Raw genomic sequence first — 16,596 nt, 5'->3', positions numbered from 1 at the left:
TCGTGGTATGTTACTGGCTTTTCGTCAGACTGGAAGAGAGTGAGATGGCTAAGCAGCGCGTAGGTATTGTCTTTGGGGGAAAATCAGCGGAGCACGAAGTTTCATTGCAATCGGCCAAAAATATCGTTGATGCGATCGATAAAAGCCGTTTCGACGTGGTGCTGCTGGGCATTGATAAACAGGGGCAGTGGCACGTTAACGATGCCAGCCAGTATCTGCTTAACGCCTACGATCCGGCACATATCGCCCTTAATCCTTCGGAAATTAGCGTCGCGACCGTACCCGGCGTGGTGAAAGGGCAGCTCATCGACGCTGGCAATGCACAGGCTCTCGCCCAGATTGACGTTGTCTTCCCAATCGTACATGGCACCCTGGGCGAAGATGGTTCCCTGCAGGGAATGCTGCGCATGGCCAACCTGCCGTTCGTCGGTTCAGACGTCCTCGGCTCCGCCGCCTGCATGGACAAAGACGTCACCAAGCGCCTGCTGCGCGATGCCGGGCTGAATGTTGCGCCGTTCGTCACTCTGACCCGCGCCAACCGCGACAAGCACGGTTTCGCGCAGATTAGCGAACAGCTGGGACTGCCGCTGTTTGTGAAGCCTGCAAACCAGGGTTCTTCCGTGGGCGTCAGCAAAGTGACAGACGAAGCACAGTTCACCGAGGCCGTCCGCCTGGCGTTTGAGTTCGACCATAAGGTGGTGGTTGAGCAGGGTATTAAAGGCCGTGAAATTGAATGCGCCGTACTGGGTAACGATTTCCCACAGGCGAGCACCTGCGGCGAAGTGGTCTTAAACAGCGACTTCTACTCGTACGACACCAAATACATTGATGACAAAGGCGCTCAGGTTGTCGTTCCTGCGGATATCGATCCGGCAATCAACGATAAGATCCGGGCGATCGCCATTCGCGCTTATCAGACGCTCGGCTGCTGCGGCATGGCGCGGGTGGATGTGTTCCTGACGCCGGAAAACGACGTGGTGATCAATGAAATCAACACGCTGCCGGGGTTCACCAACATCAGCATGTATCCGAAACTGTGGCAGGCGAGCGGGCTGGGCTACTCGGAGCTGATCACCCGCCTGATTGAACTGGCACTGGAGCGTCACGCCGCCGACAGCGCGCTTAAAAGTTCCGTAAACGGTTAATCGGCTCGCTTCGCCGCTTCCGCCTCATCCGCTGTCGTCTCTTCAGGGCGACGGCGGATAATCAAACCCGCCAGCCAGAAACTGATTACCCAGGTCACCAGCCCGACGGCATACGTTTGCCACCCTTTGGCTTCAAACCCCAGCAGGCCCACGACGCCGTTCAGAATAAAGATAAGCCCAATGGCAAAGGCATAGTAGTGCCAGTCACGGCGTAGTTTGGACGTGAGCTTCATAACATCTCCGGCAGGAAAAAAAGACATCCTCTCACAGTTTTATGGCCAGGTCTGTGGTTGATACGGAAATTCTGAAACGCGACGCAATTTCACTTAAGTGATGAAATTGTGATGTGCTGCAGAATTCAACAATCCAGGAGGATTCCGGCGGGTAAATTACCACGATTCTGATATTGACAAATGCGATGACCTGTCAAACTCACCCTGTACGACGCGTATTGAAACAGAGTGATATTTCGGGAGGTCTTATGGCTGACTTTACATTGTCGAAACCGATTTTTGGCGGCAAACCAAAAACCTCCACGGCGGGTAATATCGCTTATGCCCTGTTTGTCCTGTTCTGCTTCTGGGCCGGCTCGCAGCTGCTCAATATGTTGGTCCATGCACCGGGCGTTTATGAACACCTGATGCAGGTCCAGGACAACGGACGCCCGCGGGTTGAGATTGGTTTTGGTGTCAGCACCCTGTTCGGCCTGATTCCCTTTCTCACGGGATGCATGATTCTTGGCGTTGTCGCGTTAGTTCTGCGCTTTCGCCGTCGCCGTTAAAGCCCCATACAGCGAGCCCGGCGATCGTCCACGCGTTTAGCAAACCAGGCTGTGGTCAGGTTACGCGTGATCTTCGGGCTTTCCAGCTGGATCCCCGGCAGGATAGCCCTCGGTAACGTTTTTCCGCTTTTCTGCTCTGCGAGCGCAAACACCTTCCTGTACAGATCCGTTTTCTCAAATGCCAGGCTGTCGCCTTTCTCAAGCTGACGGCGAATGTCGCTGTTGCTCAGGCCAAGCGTTGTCGATAATTTCCGTACTGCCTGCTCGGTGCTTCCCGCCTCGCTGCTGCCGTAGGCGATAAGATCGCCGTCCAGCGCCAGCTTAACCCCGCTTGCGCGGCTGACCGCACTCTGAAATGCCGCGTTACGGCTGGCATACCAGCCCGCGTTAAAGTCGGCAAAGCGGTAGAGCGGCTCATTGTAGTTCGCCGGATAGTTCAGCAGATGATACGTGCCGAACCACAGTCCGCCGCGCAGGGAGAAGACCTCCTGGCGCACCGTACCGTCGATTTTCCACGGGTAGCCGTCGGTATGTTTCTCCGCGAACGCGATGCTCACCTGCATCGGCCCACCGGTGTGTACCGGGTTAAGCGAGCCAAACAGCTTCTGCCCCATCGGGACCATGCTGATGAAATCATCAAAGATGGCGCTGAGCTGCTTTTCGGTTTTCACGGAATCCAGCCGCTCGCTGTAGCTTTTACCGTTTGGCGAGTTGATTTTTAGCGCGGTGTGCACGAGGAACACCGGGATGTGCATGGATTCCGCTCGGCGGTCGATCTCTTTCCAGGCAATTTTGTTCAGGCCCGGCACGGCCGGATCTGACTGGTACATCGACTCCTGCTGCGCCACCGCCAGCACCGAGCAGATGTTCTCCTCGGTCGGCGCGATCTTTTGGCTTTCAAAGGTTTTTGCCAGCGCATCTGCCCACGCATTGCGATCCTTCACGCTCGCGGGCATTTTCTGCCGCACAACGCTTGCCACATCAACGGGCTTCTCGCCCTTTTTGAGCGGAGCGGCCCCCTTTTCGGCACAGCCCGCCAGCACAAGAGCGGCCAGTAAGGACAACGGTAACGCGCGCGGTACGGCAAAAGTCATAGCAACTTCCTGTATTAGCTAAATGTATTGGTAACTTCCTGCAGGTCACGATCGTCCAGCTCGCGTTCAAAACTGCGCAGACGTTTGTAGATGGACATCAGTTCTACCAGCGTAGTCCATGAGCTGATCAGGTACTGGAAAGAGCCACGAACCTGACCGAAAACGTTGGTGATCTGCGTCATCAGACCGAGCGTAATCGTACCCGCAACAATCGACGGAAACAGCAGGAACAAACCGAAAACGTTGTCCACCTGCAGATACAAAATACGCGCGATGTTGAAATACATATAGTGGAAGTAGAGACGGAAATAGTTACGACGCACGGCGCCAAACAGCTCGCGGACGGTCGGCGGCGAGGCGCGGTTGGCATCATCTTCGCCGTAAACCAGCTCTTTACGGTATGCGGCTTCGACGCGTTGATTTTTAAACTCCAGGCCCGGCAGTTTGATCCCGACCACCGCCAGCAGGCCTGTTCCCATCAGCGACCAGACGATTGCGGCAATCACCAGACCATACGGCAGGTGACCCACAATCGGCAGATCCGGCACATGCGCGGAGAGCGTCACCAGTACGGGCAGGAAGGCAATCAGCGTCATAATGGCGTTGATAAAGCTGACGCCCATGTCTTCAAGGGTGGAGGCGAAACGCATGGTGTCTTCCTGCACACGCTGCGCGGCCCCTTCGATATGGCGCAGGTGCTGCCAGTGCGCCATGTAATGTTCGTTCATTGCGGTACGCCAGCGGAAAACGTAGTGGCTGACGAAGAAGTTGTTCATCACGCCGATGATCACCGCAATAAGGGCGATACCGAGGAAGATCCCGACTTCATGGTAGAACTGGTTAATGGTCACTTTGTGCGGCGAACTCAGCGCGGTCTGGATCAGATCGTAGAACGGCGCATACCAGGCGTTAACCGCCACGCCCACCTCCACGAGGAACCAGGTCACAAAGATAATCAGGGATGTGCCGAGAATAGACCAGTACTGCCAGCGGTGCGGAGAATAAACAAACCAGAACAGCGCAAACAGCCCCACGCATACCGTATAGTAAGCATAAAACAGCAGATAGCTCAGCGACCAGAAGCGCGCGGCGCTAATCGGTACATCGCCCGTTGCCCCCGTGATGCGCGTCAGCCATGCGCCGCCGCCCGCCTGCCAAAAAATAACAGCGATGAGTGCCCAAATAAATGCCGACAGGAAAAAAGGCCCCGGCTTTGGGAAAAAAGACTTAAACATAATGCTTCCTTCTTGTTGTTATGGCTGTTGCTGTGCACAACACATCACCACACGAAAATCTGCCCGGGCCAGCCTGGCGGCTCAGGCAAAAAGGTCAGACCCGAGGGTTGATTATTAGTTCGCTTTCCAGTTTTCGAGAATTGTTTCGGTGCGTTTCACCGCGAGAGGATTCGCGGGTGCGATGAAGTCGCGCCAGACGTCGTTGTAGTGGTTAATCAGAACCTGCGCATCAGCCGCCGGGCGATTGGCGGTGGTATGGGCATCTTCCGCCACGGTAATGTGGTAGCCCCGACTGACGCCGTTTTTAATGGTCGCGTCGACACAGTAATCGGTGGCGCAGCCGCAGATGACAAACTCGCGAATGCCCTGCTCACGCAGCAGCGCCTCAAGCGCGGTGTTATAGAAGGCATCACAGGCGGTTTTGGTCACGTAAAGTGCGTCAGCCGGCTGATTGAGCTCAGGCAGTAGCGCAAATCCTTCACTTCCCTCTTCCAGCCCCCCGGTCTCGGTATGCTGAATAAAAATCACCTTGTCGGCTGCCTGCGTAAGCTGGTTGATCAGAGAGACGCACTTTTCGCGCTGATGACGCGGGGTTTCAAATACCCCGTTCTGCATATCGACAACCATAACCACACGCTTTTCAGACATACCGTTCTCCGTAAGATTGAGTGACACTGGTGCCTATCATAAGCCCGATGTCACAAAATGGGAGATGGCTCGCAAGTAAATTGTTCATATTTACCCATGGTTACGTTTTTCTCGCTATCGTTATGCAATTCCGGGCATTGCACGGTACCGATTAGTAGTATAAATACCCATTACTTTCCTAATTCACTTCATGGATGCTTTTCGTTGAAACGTTGTCTGCTCTCTTTTGCCGCGCTGTGTGCGGTGAGCTTTTCTACCGCCCAGGCAGCCCAACCGCTGACGGCGCCCGTTTTAGCTTCAGACATTGCCGATCGCTACGCGAACCTTATCTATTACGGTAGCGGCGCGACCGGGATGGCGATGGTTGTCATCGACGGCAACCAGCGCGTGTTCCGCAGCTTTGGCGAAACGCGCCCAGGAAATAACGTTCACCCGCAGCTGGATTCCGTTATCCGCATCGCGTCCTTAACCAAGCTGATGACCAGCGAAATGCTGGTAAAGCTGCTCGACCAGGGCGTGGTGAAACTCGACGACCCGCTCAGCAAATACGCGCCGCCAGGTGCCCGGGTTCCGACATATCAGGGCACGCCGATCCGGCTTGTGAACCTTGCCACCCACACCAGCGCGCTACCGCGCGAGCAGCCTGGCGGGGCAGCGCATCGTGACGTATTTGTCTGGCCAACGCGCGACCAGCGCTGGAGCTACCTGAGTACCGCCACGCTGAAGGCGGCCCCAGGTTCGCAGGCCTCTTATTCAAACCTGGCGTTTGACCTGCTGGCGGATGCCCTCTCGACGGCGGCTGGCAAACCCTACACGCAGCTGTTTGAAGAGCAGATAACCCGTCCACTGGGCATGAAAGACACCACCTTTACCCCGTCCCCGGACCAGTGCCGTCGCCTGATGGTGGCTGAGAAAGGCGCAAGCCCCTGTAATAACACGCTGGCTGCCGTAGGCAGTGGCGGAGTGTATTCCACCCCTGGTGACATGATGCGCTGGATGCAGCAGTTCCTCTCATCGGATTTCTACGCTCGCAGCAGCCAGGCCGATCGTATGCAGACCCTGATTTATCAGCGTACTCAGCTGCACCGCGTTATCGGGATGGACGTGCCGGGTAAAGCCGATGCGCTCGGCATGGGCTGGGTCTATATGGCGCCGAAAAATGGCCGTCCGGGTATTATTCAGAAAACTGGCGGCGGCGGCGGGTTCATTACCTATATGGCAATGATCCCGCAGTCAAACGTGGGCGCGTTTGTGGTGGTCACCCGCTCCCCGCACACGCGCTTCGTTAATATGAGTGACGGTATTAATAATTTAGTGGCTGAACTGAGCGCCAACAAAGCACAGGTTCTCACGGCGTCTAACTAAATCTAATATTCCGTGGGCAAGCGGTTAATGCTGACCAGCTTGCCCCGGCTCATATTGATGTAATTTCCTTGCCGCAGGGCCGCGAGCACCTCTGCCACCACTGAACGTGAAATACGCGTGCTTTGTTGAATATGATTCATCACACCAATTTTTGAGCGCAACGTTTCATCCCACTCCGCCATATTCAGCAGCATGGCGCGGATCTGGTGATAGGAATTATTTCCCACCAGCTGCATATCGCGTTTTTCAAGAATGTGATTTATCCAGGATAACCAACAGAATGCTTCTTTCCAAAGAGCATGCTGTTGTATCAGTTGACGAGTGGTTTCAGTGGGCAAATAAAAACCCGTGCAGGGTGTTTTGGCTATCACTCTGTATTCCTGACAGTGGTTAATCATCAACGTAGAAAGTCCCAGAATAAAAGGGGCCCTCGCAATGCCCACCAGCAATTCATCTGAATGTCGATGGATTTCCATGACACCGGTTTGTAATACGATAGTGCTGGGTTCATCACGCTCGCCGGAAGTAATTAAATGTTGCGGTGCAGATTTAAAAGGCGTACTGGCTGCTATCAGACACTGTTCGAGCCGGCGTAATTCAGAAAGTGGTTTCGCATTAACGTTCATGCAGACCTCAAGTCATCCGTATTTGTCGGTTCACTATTATTTTTATCGAAAAAAAAGCGGGGGATATCCTCCCCCGCTTTTATGCATTACCAGGTATATTTCACACCCACATTGGCGCCCCAGTTCTGATCAACGTCGCCGCCGCCCAGATAAGTGGCATCAGTGTACGCACTGAAGTTTTTGGTGAAGCTGAACTGAGTACCCAGCCCTACACGTACGGCTGAACCTTTCACGCCGTTATCAATGCTGTCACCGTTAATGTCAGCACTGTTATCGGCATCGTCATAGACGTAGGCCAGTTTAAAGTAAGGCGTCAGAGCCTGATCGCCGCCGTAGTTGAAGGTGTAACCCGTATCAACACCGAGCTCATATCGCAGGCTATCGTAAGATTGCCCGTCCATGCGCATGTCATTACTCAGGCGATAATCATCACCAGACTGGAACAGGCCAGACACAGCTGCGTATGGCGTAACATAGCCAGAGAGCTTAGGTTTCCAGTCATAGCCCAGTTTCAGACCAAAACCAACCGCATCATTGGTTGTATTGCCGTCAACATATTGGCCGTTGCTCATATTAGCGGAGAGATCGCTGTTGAAGCGGGTGTAGCTCAGTGAGCTGTCGAGGAACACATCGTTCGCAAACTTCGCCGACGCATAGAGCATCGCCGTCTGGCTATCCTGATCGACCTGACCGGTACGATCGCTGATATCACCCTTCGCAAACCCTGCCGCACCACCGACGATCCACTTCGCATTATTACCGTCAATCTGGGTATCCAGACCCACCATAATACCGCTCACGTCCTGATCGTAGCTGATAACGCCATTGTCACCGTCGAAGTTACCGCCGAAGTAGCTTACCCACGCCCCGCCGTTATCCGCCAGGCCGTGACGGCTGTTGGTCAGACGCGTGCCTACGGTATCCTGCTGCAGGTTCCAGATATTGGTATTGGCAGAAGGAATGCTCAGCGCCATGTTGGCGTAGTCAGTCAACTCTTTCTGCTGCAGAACAACGGTGTCACCCTGCTGCTTCGCCTGGTAGGTATAAGCACCTAAATCGGCTTTGTTTGCAGCAGTAAAGCTGGCATTGGTGTCCGCGTTATTGTCATAGACGCGGATAATCTCTTTATTTTTGTAATCAGCAACGGAACCGGCACCGGTCGCGTCGTCGATACGGACTTTGTAGTTGCCTGCGACATCACCGTTCACCGCCAGATGGCCGTCAGAGTTAATCGCCACAACGCCGTGGTCGTAATCAGCCTGGTGAATATCGTTGGTGATATAGCGTGCGTTGTTCAGATCGCTGTTCAGCACGTAATCACGGCTGGCAACGTTCAGCACACCACCATCGGTCAGAACCATATTGTGCGTATCAACCTGACCCAGCCCCAGCGCCAGCTCTGCACCGTTATCCACGGTGATGGTGTTAGCATACAGTTCGGCCGTTTCTTCCGTCAGTGCCGCACGGCTATAGCTGTCCAGATACAGATCGGTCGCCACGCCACCGCTGTCACCAATGTTCAATGATGAGGAATTGGTCAGGGTGATGGTATCCGCCAGCAGTCCAGAGTTTTCAACATTGACCTGAGAGCGGTTGTTTACCGTCAGCGCGTCGATGTTAGACAGCTTGCGGGTATCCCACTCAGAGCCGTTATCCAGCGCGATGTTAAACAGACCGCTCTGGTACACCGCTTCACCCGCAACGTGCCCGTTGCTGTCATAGGTGGAATCCGGCCAAATGCTGTTAGGGGACAGACTACTCCAGTCTACGTTGCTGTAGCCCAGGCCATACATCTGAGCCGTGCCGATAGCCTCGACGCTGGACTGAGCGGCACCTACCCACTTGCTGCCGTTGGTCAGGGTGACATCCAGCTTATCGGTGCCGTCCCAGCCGTTGGTAGTTGGGTTATAGATACCGTCTTCAGACGTATCGGTTGCAGGATCGCCGTTCGGGTAGAAGTTGTTGTCGAAGGTGCTGGAGAAAAGAATATCGCCCGTCACGGTGGAGTGATCAAACGTCGCGGTCGTTTGCATCGCGTTATCAGACGCGCCAGCGGCCACGATCAGCGCCGCATCATCTGCCGCTGTTGCGTTGGCTTCACCGTAGTCGCTCGGTTTCGCGGTTTGGCCGTAGAAGCCGCTGGTACCTAAATCACTGTAGGCGCCAGAGGTCAGCACAGAGTCTTTTACCAGCAGCGTATCGGTAAAGACGTTGCTGCTGTTGGCTACGCCTTCAACACCGTCGTATGGGGTATTATCCAGCTCCTGATAACCCTGCGTCAGGGTTATACCGGCGATGTGTGAATTATTCTGGATAACAATATCTGATTCCACATCCAGGGTAATCGCATTACCCAGACCATATGTGTCCAGATAGTGTCTTTCCGTATTTTCCCCATTCACGACATCATACGCATAATGCTCGTACGTATCGTTAATGGTGGAATTATCTACGGTCAGGCTAAAGCGATCGTACTGAGAATGATTGGTGCCGTCAGTATCCAGGCCGTCAGCACATGTGGTGGTCATGCACTCCGAGGTAATCATGCCATTAATGGTGCTATTGGAAATGCTCAATGCATTCGCCCGACCATTGATACCATCATCCAGATAATACGTTGAAATAACACCATTCACGGTGGATTTATTAATCACCGGGTAAATATCACCGTCATGACTGGCACCGGAGTAATTCCAGTCAGCATAACCATAATACCAGGGCGTAGAAGCGGTATTCTCATATCCAAAAGTATTATATGTCGTACCAGAAATATCTTTCGCATTGGCCTGAGAAGCGATAGCCAGGGTGCAGGCTAATGCAAGTTGAGATACAACCAGTTTCTTTTTCCATGTTTGCATTGGGTCATCCCTCCTCAGGGACGTAAGCAAGTTTGTCCATCAAATCATTTGGCAATATTTAATTGCGGAGGGAATTATGCATTTTCATTTCGAAAAGGTTCAATGAATGTTTCCATTAAGTCCGTATCCAGACAAATAACACTCTGAAACCACGAAACGATAAACCACTACAAATAAACATTATCAAAACAGAAACTTAAAATACGAGAAAAGCCATGCAAAAAATATCACAAGAAATAATGGATCATTTTTAATTATATATTCACTCCAATATAGAAGCAGCGCGAATATCTCATCATTCTTTCAGAGTGATACTTCCCTGAATTATATATTGATGAGATAAAGCCTGACCTGCCGCATTTTGCAAAAACAAAAAGCCCACTTTCGTAAAACCACAGCCTCCACTTTGAGGTACACTAGCCTTCTTTGTTCCACAAACATCAGGCATACCATGACCGATTTAATTGCACGCCCCCGCCGCCTGCGCAAGTCACCTGCACTGCGCGCCATGTTTGAAGAGACAACCCTGACCTTAAACGATCTGGTGTTGCCGATTTTTGTCGAAGAAGAGATTGATGACTATAAGGCCATCGAAGCCATGCCGGGCGTAATGCGCATTCCGGAGAAACATCTGGCACGTGAGATCGAACGTATCGCCAACGCGGGGATCCGCTCGGTGATGACCTTCGGCATTTCTCACCATACCGACGCCACCGGCAGCGATGCGTGGAAAGAAGATGGCCTCGTCGCCCGCATGTCGCGTATCTGCAAAGAGACCGTGCCGGAAATGGTGGTGATGTCAGACACCTGCTTCTGTGAATATACCTCACACGGCCACTGCGGCGTGCTGTGCGATCATGGCGTGGATAACGATGCTACCCTGCTTAACCTTGGCAAGCAGGCTGTCGTTGCGGCTGCTGCCGGTGCGGATTTCATTGCGCCTTCTGCCGCGATGGACGGACAGGTTCAGGCGATTCGTCAGGCGCTGGATGCGGCGGGCTTTACCGATACCGCCATCATGTCCTACTCCACCAAATTCGCCTCCTCCTTCTACGGCCCGTTCCGCGAAGCTGCCGGTACGGCACTGAAGGGCGATCGTAAAACCTATCAGATGAACCCGCTGAACCGCCGGGAAGCGATCCGCGAATCCCTGCTCGATGAAGCCCAGGGCGCAGACTGCCTGATGGTGAAACCAGCGGGCGCGTATCTTGATATCCTGCGCGACATCCGCGAGCGCACCGAGCTGCCACTGGGGGCTTATCAGGTCAGCGGCGAGTACGCGATGATCAAATTCGCTGCTCTGGCCGGTGCGATTGACGAAGAGAAAGTGATCCTGGAAAGCCTGGGGGCGATCAAGCGCGCCGGCGCGGATCTGATCTTCAGCTACTTCGCACTGGATCTGGCAGAGAAGAAAATCCTCCGCTAATCTTCACCAAACTGCAATACAACCGACATCTCCTCCTTCTACTGTCTGGGCAAGACGGCAGGAGGAGTGACCATGTTTAGCCTCGATAGCGTTCTCGACGATCTTTGGCCTCAGGCGAGGCCTGCACCCTGGCAAAAAAGTCTGTTAAAAAGACTGTTTTACGAAGACGAGTTTCAGCAGTTTGCCGCAGCACACCGCCACCTGAAAGGACTGGATATGGTGGAGCAAGTTCTGGAACATCTTGATATTCTCTGCACCGTTTCCGCCCGCGATCTCGAACAAATCCCCGAACATGGCCCGCTGGTCATTATTGCCAACCACCCGACGGGTACGCTGGACGGGCTGGCGCTGATGTACGCCGTCTCCCGCGTACGGCGCGACGTTAAAGTCGTGACCAACCGGATGCTGACCCACCTTGAGCCCCTCAGCTCGCTGTTTATTCCGGTGGACAATATGGGCGGCAGGACGGCGAAATCGTCCCTGATCCAGATGGAACAGCATCTGCAAAACGCAGGCGTGCTGATCTTCTTCCCGGCGGGAGAAGTTTCCCGGCCGACGCGAAAAGGCGTCCGCGATAAAAAGTGGCACTCAGGCTTTATCAAACTCGCCGGCAAGCTGCGCGCCCCGCTGCTGCCGGTGCATATTCAGGCGCATAACAGCCTGCTCTTTTATGCCAGCACGCTGGTGTCGCCGACGCTGTCGATGCTGCTGTTGATGCAGCAAATGTTTCGCCGCCGCCACAGCCAGCTGCCGATTAAAATCGGCCAGCAGATTGCGTGGCATCACTGGCATAGCGCCACCCTTTCGTCGCGTGAGATGGCCGAGCAGTGTCGTCAGCACGTGATGCGTCTTGGCAAGGGAGTGCCTGGCGTCTTTAGAACCCAGTGCGCCATTGCCCGTCCTGAAGACCGGGCTATGCTGAGGCGTGAACTGGCGCAGGCCGAGTGCCTGGGGAAAACCAGCGACGGCAAAACCATCTACCTGTGGCAGCGCAACGGTCAGGAAGATGCCCCGCTGCTGCGCGAACTGGGCCGCCTGCGCGAGATTGCCTTTCGCGCCGTGGAGGAAGGGAGCGGCAAACGCCGGGACACGGACAGCTATGATGACGATTATCTGCACCTGATCCTCTGGGATGAAGAGGATCTGGAGATCGTCGGCGCATATCGCTTTATGCCGACCGCAAAACAGGTTGAACGTCGCGGTCTGGAAGGGTTGTACAGCTATAGCCTGTTCCACTACGACGACAAAATGCAGGACGTGCTGGAACACGGTATTGAACTGGGGCGCAGCTTCATTCAGCCGCGCTACTGGGGACGCCGCGGCCTGGATTATTTATGGTCCGGGATTGGGGCTTATCTGGCGCGTTATCCGCACTACCGCTACCTGTTTGGCCCGGTCTCCATCTCCGGTGGCTTACCGCCTGCCGCGCGGGATCTGCTGGTGGCATTTTACCGCCTGTGGTTCCCGGCAAGCCATCCGCTAGCCGCCTCACGTCAGCCGTATCCCGCATCGCTTCCGGACGTGCTCGCGCAGTTTGGCGGCGTGGATTACGTGGACGATCTGACGAAGCTGAAATCCCTGCTCGGCAATCTGGGCTGCGGCATTCCGCCGCTCTACAAGCAATATTCCGAGCTCTGCGAACCCGGCGGCGTGCAGTTTATTGATTTTGGCAGCGACCCGGCATTTAACGACTGCGTCGACGGGCTGGTGCTGGTGGATTTGTGTTACCTGAAGGCGAACCGCTATCAGCGGTATATTGAGGCGCACCTTTAAATGTGCGGTTTTTGTAGGCCGGGTAAGCGCAGCGCCACCCGGCAAGAACGGTGCACAATTGCCGGGTGGCGGCTACGCCTTACCCGGCCTACGGGTGCGACGGTTCAAGGACGGTAAAACGGCTTATCCCCCAAAATCGTCGCCCGCTGCATAATCCGGCGCTGCGGAAGATAGTCCGCATTGGCATAGTGCTGTGTTACCCGGTTATCCCAGATCGCCAGGTCGTTCTCCTGCCAGCGCCAGCGCACCTGAAACTCCGGCTTGGTGATATGCGCGAAGAGGAACCCCAGCAGCGCCTCACTCTCTTTCTCGGATACGTCCACGATGCGCGTTGTGAACCCTTCGTTCACAAACAGCGCCTGCTTGCCCGTGACCGGATGGGTACGCACCACCGGGTGCAGCAGCGGCGGGTGTTTTGCGACAGCCTCCTGCCAGCGCTGATGTTCCTCTTCCGTTTTACGGTACTTGTACTCCTGGAACGATTTTTTGAAGTCGTGCTCTGCGCGCAGCCCGCTCAGCAGCGTCCGGAACGGCGCGGAGAGCGCCTCAAAGGCCGCAATGCCGCTGGCCCACAGCGTATCGCCGCCCGTCTCCGGCAGCAGCTTCGCCGCCAGAATCGCCCCGGCCGGCGGCGTCTCGATAAAGGTCACGTCGGTGTGCCAGTTGTCGTTATCCGGCGGGTTATCGTTGTGGGTGTCCAGAACGATAATCTCCTCCACGCCTTCCGCATGCGGATAGACCGGGTGGATATGCAGGTCGCCAAAACGCAGCGCCAGCGCGCGCTGCTGCTGCGGGGTGATCGCCTGTTCGCGCAGGAACACCACCTGATGACGCAGTACCGCGTGGTACAGCTGCTCGAACTGGTTATCGCTCAGCGGACGGGTCACATCCAGGCCCGACACCTGCGCGCCAATGTACGGCCCCAGCGGGGTAATGGTCAGACGTTCACTCATTGTATTTCTCCATGCCAGGGCGTCAGGCGGCGCTGTAACGCGCGCAGCCCCAGTTCTAATCCAAAGGCGATCGCGGCGATCACCGCGATCCCTGCCAGTACCACGTCAGTCGCCAGGAACTCTCCCGCCGACTGCACCATAAACCCTAACCCTCGCGTGGCGGCAATCAGCTCTGCCGCCACCAGCGTTGACCAGCCCACGCCAAGGCCGATGCGCAGCCCGGTTAAAATTTCCGGCAGTGCGCCCGGTAAAATAACGAACAGCAGCACCTGCGTGCGGCTGGCTCCCAGCGACTGCGCCGCGCGGATCCGCACCTGCTGGGCGCTCTTCACGCCCGCCAGCGCCGACATGGCGACCGGGGCGAAAATCGCCAGGTAGATCAGCAGGATTTTTGACGTCTCGCCGATGCCGAACCAGATAACCATCAACGGCAGATACGCCAACGGCGGCACCGGGCGGTAAAGCTCAATCAGCGGGTCGAGGATACCGCGCACCGTCGGGCTCAGCCCCATCGCAATGCCCACAGGAATACCGATGATGACCGCCGCCAGCAGCGCCACCAGAATGCGCGTCAGACTTGCCCCAAGATGCTGCCAGAGCGTGGCATCCATAAAGCCCTGCGGCCCGGCGATGGTAATGAGTTTGGTCAGCACCTGTCCCGGCGGCGGCAGAAACAGCGGGCTGACCCACTGCTGGGCAGCAACCGCCCACCATACCGCCAGCAATACCAGCAGCGTGCCGACGCTGAGGGTTAACTGACGAGAGAAAGGCCAGCGCAGCGCCAGACGCGTGCGGCGCGTTTTTTCACTGAAGACGATGCTCATGAGAAAGCCTCCCGTTGTTCAAACACGCGGCTTAAGACGTATTCACGCTGTTCGATAAACAGCGGATCGGATTTGATGCTGCGCACGGGTTCTCCCGCGACGTAGCGGCGGGCGAAATCCAGCGGCAAACGCTCCAGCACGCGGCCCGGCCCCGGCGAGAGCAGCACCAGTTCGGTCGCCATAAACACCGCCTCTTCGATATCGTGGGTAATCAACAGCACCTGCTTGCCCGTCTCATGCCACAGGCGCAGCAGCAGGGTTTGCATCTGCTCGCGGGTGAAGGCATCCAGCGCCCCGAAAGGCTCGTCCAGCAGCAACAGCTGCGGGTTTGCGGCCAGCGCGCGGGCAATACCTACGCGCTGCCGCTGGCCGCCGGAAAGCTGCCAGATAAAGCGTTTTTCCGCCCCTTCCAGCCCCACTTTTTTCAGCATCGCCCGTGCCGTTTCCAGCCGCAGTTCACGATTAACACCCGCCAGCTGCAGACCAAACGCCACGTTTTCCTGCACGTTGCGCCAGGGGAGCAGCCCTTCATTCTGGAAGACCACGCCGCGCTCGGCGCCCGGGCCTTCAACCTTTTTGCCTTCCAGTTGAATGGTGCCATGCTGATAAGGGACAAACCCGGCGATCAGATTCAGCAGCGTGGTTTTTCCGCACCCGGACGGGCCCAGCACCACCAGCAGCTCACCGCTGTCCAGCGTCAGGTTGATGTCCTCCAGCGCGGGTTTACCACCGTAATCGGCATACAGGTTCGTAATATTCAGCATGGCGAACTCCTTATTTCACAAAACGATCGGTCACGTACTGGCTGTAATCCGCCGCCACCGCGGGCACTTTGCCCTGCTCTTTCAGGAAGGTGGCCGTATCCACAATCGCTTTGTTCACCGGCCCCGTCAGCTGCTGTACCTGCTGTGCGGGTGTCAGATAGGTATTGCCTTTCACCAGTCCCGGCACGTCCGCCTCCGGCACGCCGCTCAGGCGGGAGAGTTTTTCCAGGTTGGCGGGCTGCTTCAGCCATTCATCCGGATTGCTGATGTACGGCTGCTGGGCGTCAATCGCGCTTTTCGCAAAGGCTTTCACCACCTCAGGATGTTTCTCGGCAAAGTCTTTGCGCACGACCCACACGTCGAGGGTTGGCGCGCCCCACTGGCCCACTTTTTCAGAGTCAGTCAGCACGGTGCCGTCTTTTTCCAGCTCGTTCACCGCCGGCGCCCAGACGTAAGCCCCGTCAATATCGCCGCGCTGCCAGGCCGCGATAATCGCCGGCGGCTGGAGGTTGAGAATTTGTACCTGACCCGGCTTGATGCCCCAGTGTTTCAGCGCCGCTAGCAGGCTGTAGTGGGTAGTGGAAATAAACGGCACGGCGATACGTTTGCCGATCAGGTCTTCCGGTTTGGTGATGTTTTTCTTCACCACCAGCGCTTCAGAGTTACCGAGCTGCGAGGCAAGCAGGAACACCTCAATTGGCACCTGCTGGCTGGCCGCGACCGCCAGCGGGCTGGATCCGATATTGCCGATCTGCACGTCGCCGGAGGCTAACGCACGCACCACGGACGCCCCGCTGTCGAACTTACGCCAGTCGACTTTCGCCCCGCTCTCTTTCGCAAAGGTGTTATCCGCCTGCGCGACTTTCGCCGGTTCCGCAGAGGTTTGATACGCGACGGTGACGTCCACCGCCTGCGCCTGAAAAGCCCACAGCGCCAGTGCGCCGAGTAATGTGATTCGCGATGAAATTGCCATAGTGCCTGCTCCCCTTGTTGTTATGAGGGCAGTATTTCCGGCGCGGGAATTTTGATAAAGGAATAAAAAGGTATCGCTCATTCCGAATCGTTTTTAGAAAAAAACCGGCAAAGGATAGTTAAAAAGTGGAC

The 16,596-nt window shown here is 55.7% G+C and carries 15 protein-coding genes; 5 read left to right on the top strand and 10 right to left on the bottom strand.

Features of this window, described 5'->3' with window-relative positions; translation table 11 throughout:
• Nucleotides 1-44: 44 nt before the first annotated feature.
• Complete coding sequence (gene ddlA / locus ACWHWP_RS04940) at nt 45-1,145, top strand: D-alanine--D-alanine ligase (protein ID WP_447855156.1); 1,101 nt, start codon at nt 45-47, stop codon at nt 1,143-1,145.
• Here the strand turns inward: ddlA and ACWHWP_RS04935 are convergent.
• Complete coding sequence (locus tag ACWHWP_RS04935; RefSeq protein WP_047347317.1) at nt 1,142-1,378, bottom strand: DUF2754 domain-containing protein; 237 nt, start codon at nt 1,376-1,378, stop codon at nt 1,142-1,144. The two genes, ddlA and ACWHWP_RS04935, sit on opposite strands and share 4 nt — an antisense overlap.
• A 248-nt stretch (nt 1,379-1,626) precedes the next feature.
• Between ACWHWP_RS04935 and ACWHWP_RS04930 the strand changes: the two genes are divergently transcribed.
• Complete coding sequence (locus ACWHWP_RS04930; protein WP_047347318.1) at nt 1,627-1,926, top strand: DUF2755 family protein; 300 nt, start codon at nt 1,627-1,629, stop codon at nt 1,924-1,926.
• Here the strand turns inward: ACWHWP_RS04930 and ACWHWP_RS04925 are convergent.
• From ACWHWP_RS04925 to ACWHWP_RS04915, 3 genes are all read right to left on the bottom strand, one after another.
• Nucleotides 1,923-3,020, bottom strand: a complete 1,098-nt coding sequence (locus ACWHWP_RS04925) for a DUF1615 domain-containing protein (RefSeq protein ID WP_063955286.1) — start codon at nt 3,018-3,020, stop codon at nt 1,923-1,925. The two genes, ACWHWP_RS04930 and ACWHWP_RS04925, sit on opposite strands and share 4 nt — an antisense overlap.
• A gap of 14 nt (nt 3,021-3,034) precedes the next feature.
• A complete protein-coding gene (gene sbmA / locus ACWHWP_RS04920) occupies nt 3,035-4,255 on the bottom strand; it encodes a peptide antibiotic transporter SbmA (RefSeq protein ID WP_063429208.1) in 1,221 nt (406 codons plus the stop codon).
• Between the two features lie 114 nt (nt 4,256-4,369).
• Nucleotides 4,370-4,903 (bottom strand): isochorismatase family protein, encoded by a 534-nt coding sequence (locus tag ACWHWP_RS04915; RefSeq protein WP_063955284.1) that lies wholly within the window; start codon nt 4,901-4,903, stop codon nt 4,370-4,372.
• A gap of 204 nt (nt 4,904-5,107) precedes the next feature.
• On the opposite strand from ACWHWP_RS04915, the gene ampH reads away from it, so the two are divergent.
• Nucleotides 5,108-6,268, top strand: a complete 1,161-nt coding sequence (gene ampH / locus ACWHWP_RS04910) for a D-alanyl-D-alanine-carboxypeptidase/endopeptidase AmpH (RefSeq protein ID WP_029739742.1) — start codon at nt 5,108-5,110, stop codon at nt 6,266-6,268.
• Nucleotides 6,269-6,270: 2 nt separating this feature from the next.
• Here the strand turns inward: ampH and ACWHWP_RS04905 are convergent, their stop codons facing one another.
• Both ACWHWP_RS04905 and ACWHWP_RS04900 read right to left on the bottom strand, forming a co-directional pair.
• Nucleotides 6,271-6,894, bottom strand: a complete 624-nt coding sequence (locus ACWHWP_RS04905) for a helix-turn-helix domain-containing protein (protein ID WP_063429204.1) — start codon at nt 6,892-6,894, stop codon at nt 6,271-6,273.
• An 86-nt stretch (nt 6,895-6,980) separates the two neighbouring features.
• Nucleotides 6,981-9,752 carry an autotransporter outer membrane beta-barrel domain-containing protein gene (locus ACWHWP_RS04900; RefSeq protein ID WP_447855155.1) on the bottom strand — a complete coding sequence of 924 codons (2,772 nt, stop codon included), beginning with the start codon at nt 9,750-9,752 and terminating at the stop codon, nt 6,981-6,983.
• A gap of 451 nt (nt 9,753-10,203) precedes the next feature.
• Between ACWHWP_RS04900 and hemB the strand changes: the two genes are divergently transcribed.
• Both hemB and ACWHWP_RS04890 read left to right on the top strand, forming a co-directional pair.
• Nucleotides 10,204-11,178, top strand: coding sequence for a porphobilinogen synthase (gene hemB / locus ACWHWP_RS04895; RefSeq protein WP_025756233.1), 975 nt, complete (start codon nt 10,204-10,206; stop codon nt 11,176-11,178).
• Nucleotides 11,179-11,250: 72 nt separating this feature from the next.
• Complete coding sequence (locus ACWHWP_RS04890; protein ID WP_447855154.1) at nt 11,251-12,951, top strand: lysophospholipid acyltransferase family protein; 1,701 nt, start codon at nt 11,251-11,253, stop codon at nt 12,949-12,951.
• Nucleotides 12,952-13,055: 104 nt separating this feature from the next.
• Here ACWHWP_RS04890 and tauD read toward each other — a convergent pair whose 3' ends face one another.
• Genes tauD through tauA form a run of 4 tightly spaced genes read right to left on the bottom strand, consistent with a single transcriptional unit; the run spans nt 13,056 to nt 16,465 of the window.
• A complete protein-coding gene (gene tauD / locus ACWHWP_RS04885; RefSeq protein ID WP_010427974.1) occupies nt 13,056-13,904 on the bottom strand; it encodes a taurine dioxygenase in 849 nt (282 codons plus the stop codon).
• Nucleotides 13,901-14,728 (bottom strand): taurine ABC transporter permease TauC, encoded by an 828-nt coding sequence (gene tauC, locus ACWHWP_RS04880; RefSeq protein WP_059310487.1) that lies wholly within the window; start codon nt 14,726-14,728, stop codon nt 13,901-13,903. The genes tauD and tauC overlap by 4 nt, the downstream gene beginning before the upstream one ends.
• Nucleotides 14,725-15,492 carry a taurine ABC transporter ATP-binding subunit gene (gene tauB / locus ACWHWP_RS04875; RefSeq protein ID WP_063429194.1) on the bottom strand — a complete coding sequence of 256 codons (768 nt, stop codon included), beginning with the start codon at nt 15,490-15,492 and terminating at the stop codon, nt 14,725-14,727. The genes tauC and tauB overlap by 4 nt, the downstream gene beginning before the upstream one ends.
• A 10-nt stretch (nt 15,493-15,502) precedes the next feature.
• Nucleotides 15,503-16,465 carry a taurine ABC transporter substrate-binding protein gene (tauA, locus tag ACWHWP_RS04870; protein ID WP_042716721.1) on the bottom strand — a complete coding sequence of 321 codons (963 nt, stop codon included), beginning with the start codon at nt 16,463-16,465 and terminating at the stop codon, nt 15,503-15,505.
• Nucleotides 16,466-16,596: the final 131 nt, after the last annotated feature.

It is taken from the genome of Enterobacter sp. WI-ESBL-E8 (assembly GCF_053364895.1).
The sequence above is the reverse complement of the archived record's forward strand: the minus strand, read 5'-3'. Positions and strand labels throughout refer to the sequence as shown.

Coding starts and splice junctions, on each gene's coding strand:
- ddlA (WP_447855156.1), top strand. CDS start 45: ATGGCTAAGCAGCGCGTAGGTATTGTCTTTGGGGGAAAATCAGCGGAG.
- ACWHWP_RS04935 (WP_047347317.1), bottom strand. CDS start 1,378: ATGAAGCTCACGTCCAAACTACGCCGTGACTGGCACTACTATGCCTTT.
- ACWHWP_RS04930 (WP_047347318.1), top strand. CDS start 1,627: ATGGCTGACTTTACATTGTCGAAACCGATTTTTGGCGGCAAACCAAAA.
- ACWHWP_RS04925 (WP_063955286.1), bottom strand. CDS start 3,020: ATGACTTTTGCCGTACCGCGCGCGTTACCGTTGTCCTTACTGGCCGCT.
- sbmA (WP_063429208.1), bottom strand. CDS start 4,255: ATGTTTAAGTCTTTTTTCCCAAAGCCGGGGCCTTTTTTCCTGTCGGCA.
- ACWHWP_RS04915 (WP_063955284.1), bottom strand. CDS start 4,903: ATGTCTGAAAAGCGTGTGGTTATGGTTGTCGATATGCAGAACGGGGTA.
- ACWHWP_RS04905 (WP_063429204.1), bottom strand. CDS start 6,894: ATGAACGTTAATGCGAAACCACTTTCTGAATTACGCCGGCTCGAACAG.
- ACWHWP_RS04900 (WP_447855155.1), bottom strand. CDS start 9,752: ATGCAAACATGGAAAAAGAAACTGGTTGTATCTCAACTTGCATTAGCC.
- hemB (WP_025756233.1), top strand. CDS start 10,204: ATGACCGATTTAATTGCACGCCCCCGCCGCCTGCGCAAGTCACCTGCA.
- ACWHWP_RS04890 (WP_447855154.1), top strand. CDS start 11,251: ATGTTTAGCCTCGATAGCGTTCTCGACGATCTTTGGCCTCAGGCGAGG.
- tauD (WP_010427974.1), bottom strand. CDS start 13,904: ATGAGTGAACGTCTGACCATTACCCCGCTGGGGCCGTACATTGGCGCG.
- tauC (WP_059310487.1), bottom strand. CDS start 14,728: ATGAGCATCGTCTTCAGTGAAAAAACGCGCCGCACGCGTCTGGCGCTG.
- tauB (WP_063429194.1), bottom strand. CDS start 15,492: ATGCTGAATATTACGAACCTGTATGCCGATTACGGTGGTAAACCCGCG.
- tauA (WP_042716721.1), bottom strand. CDS start 16,465: ATGGCAATTTCATCGCGAATCACATTACTCGGCGCACTGGCGCTGTGG.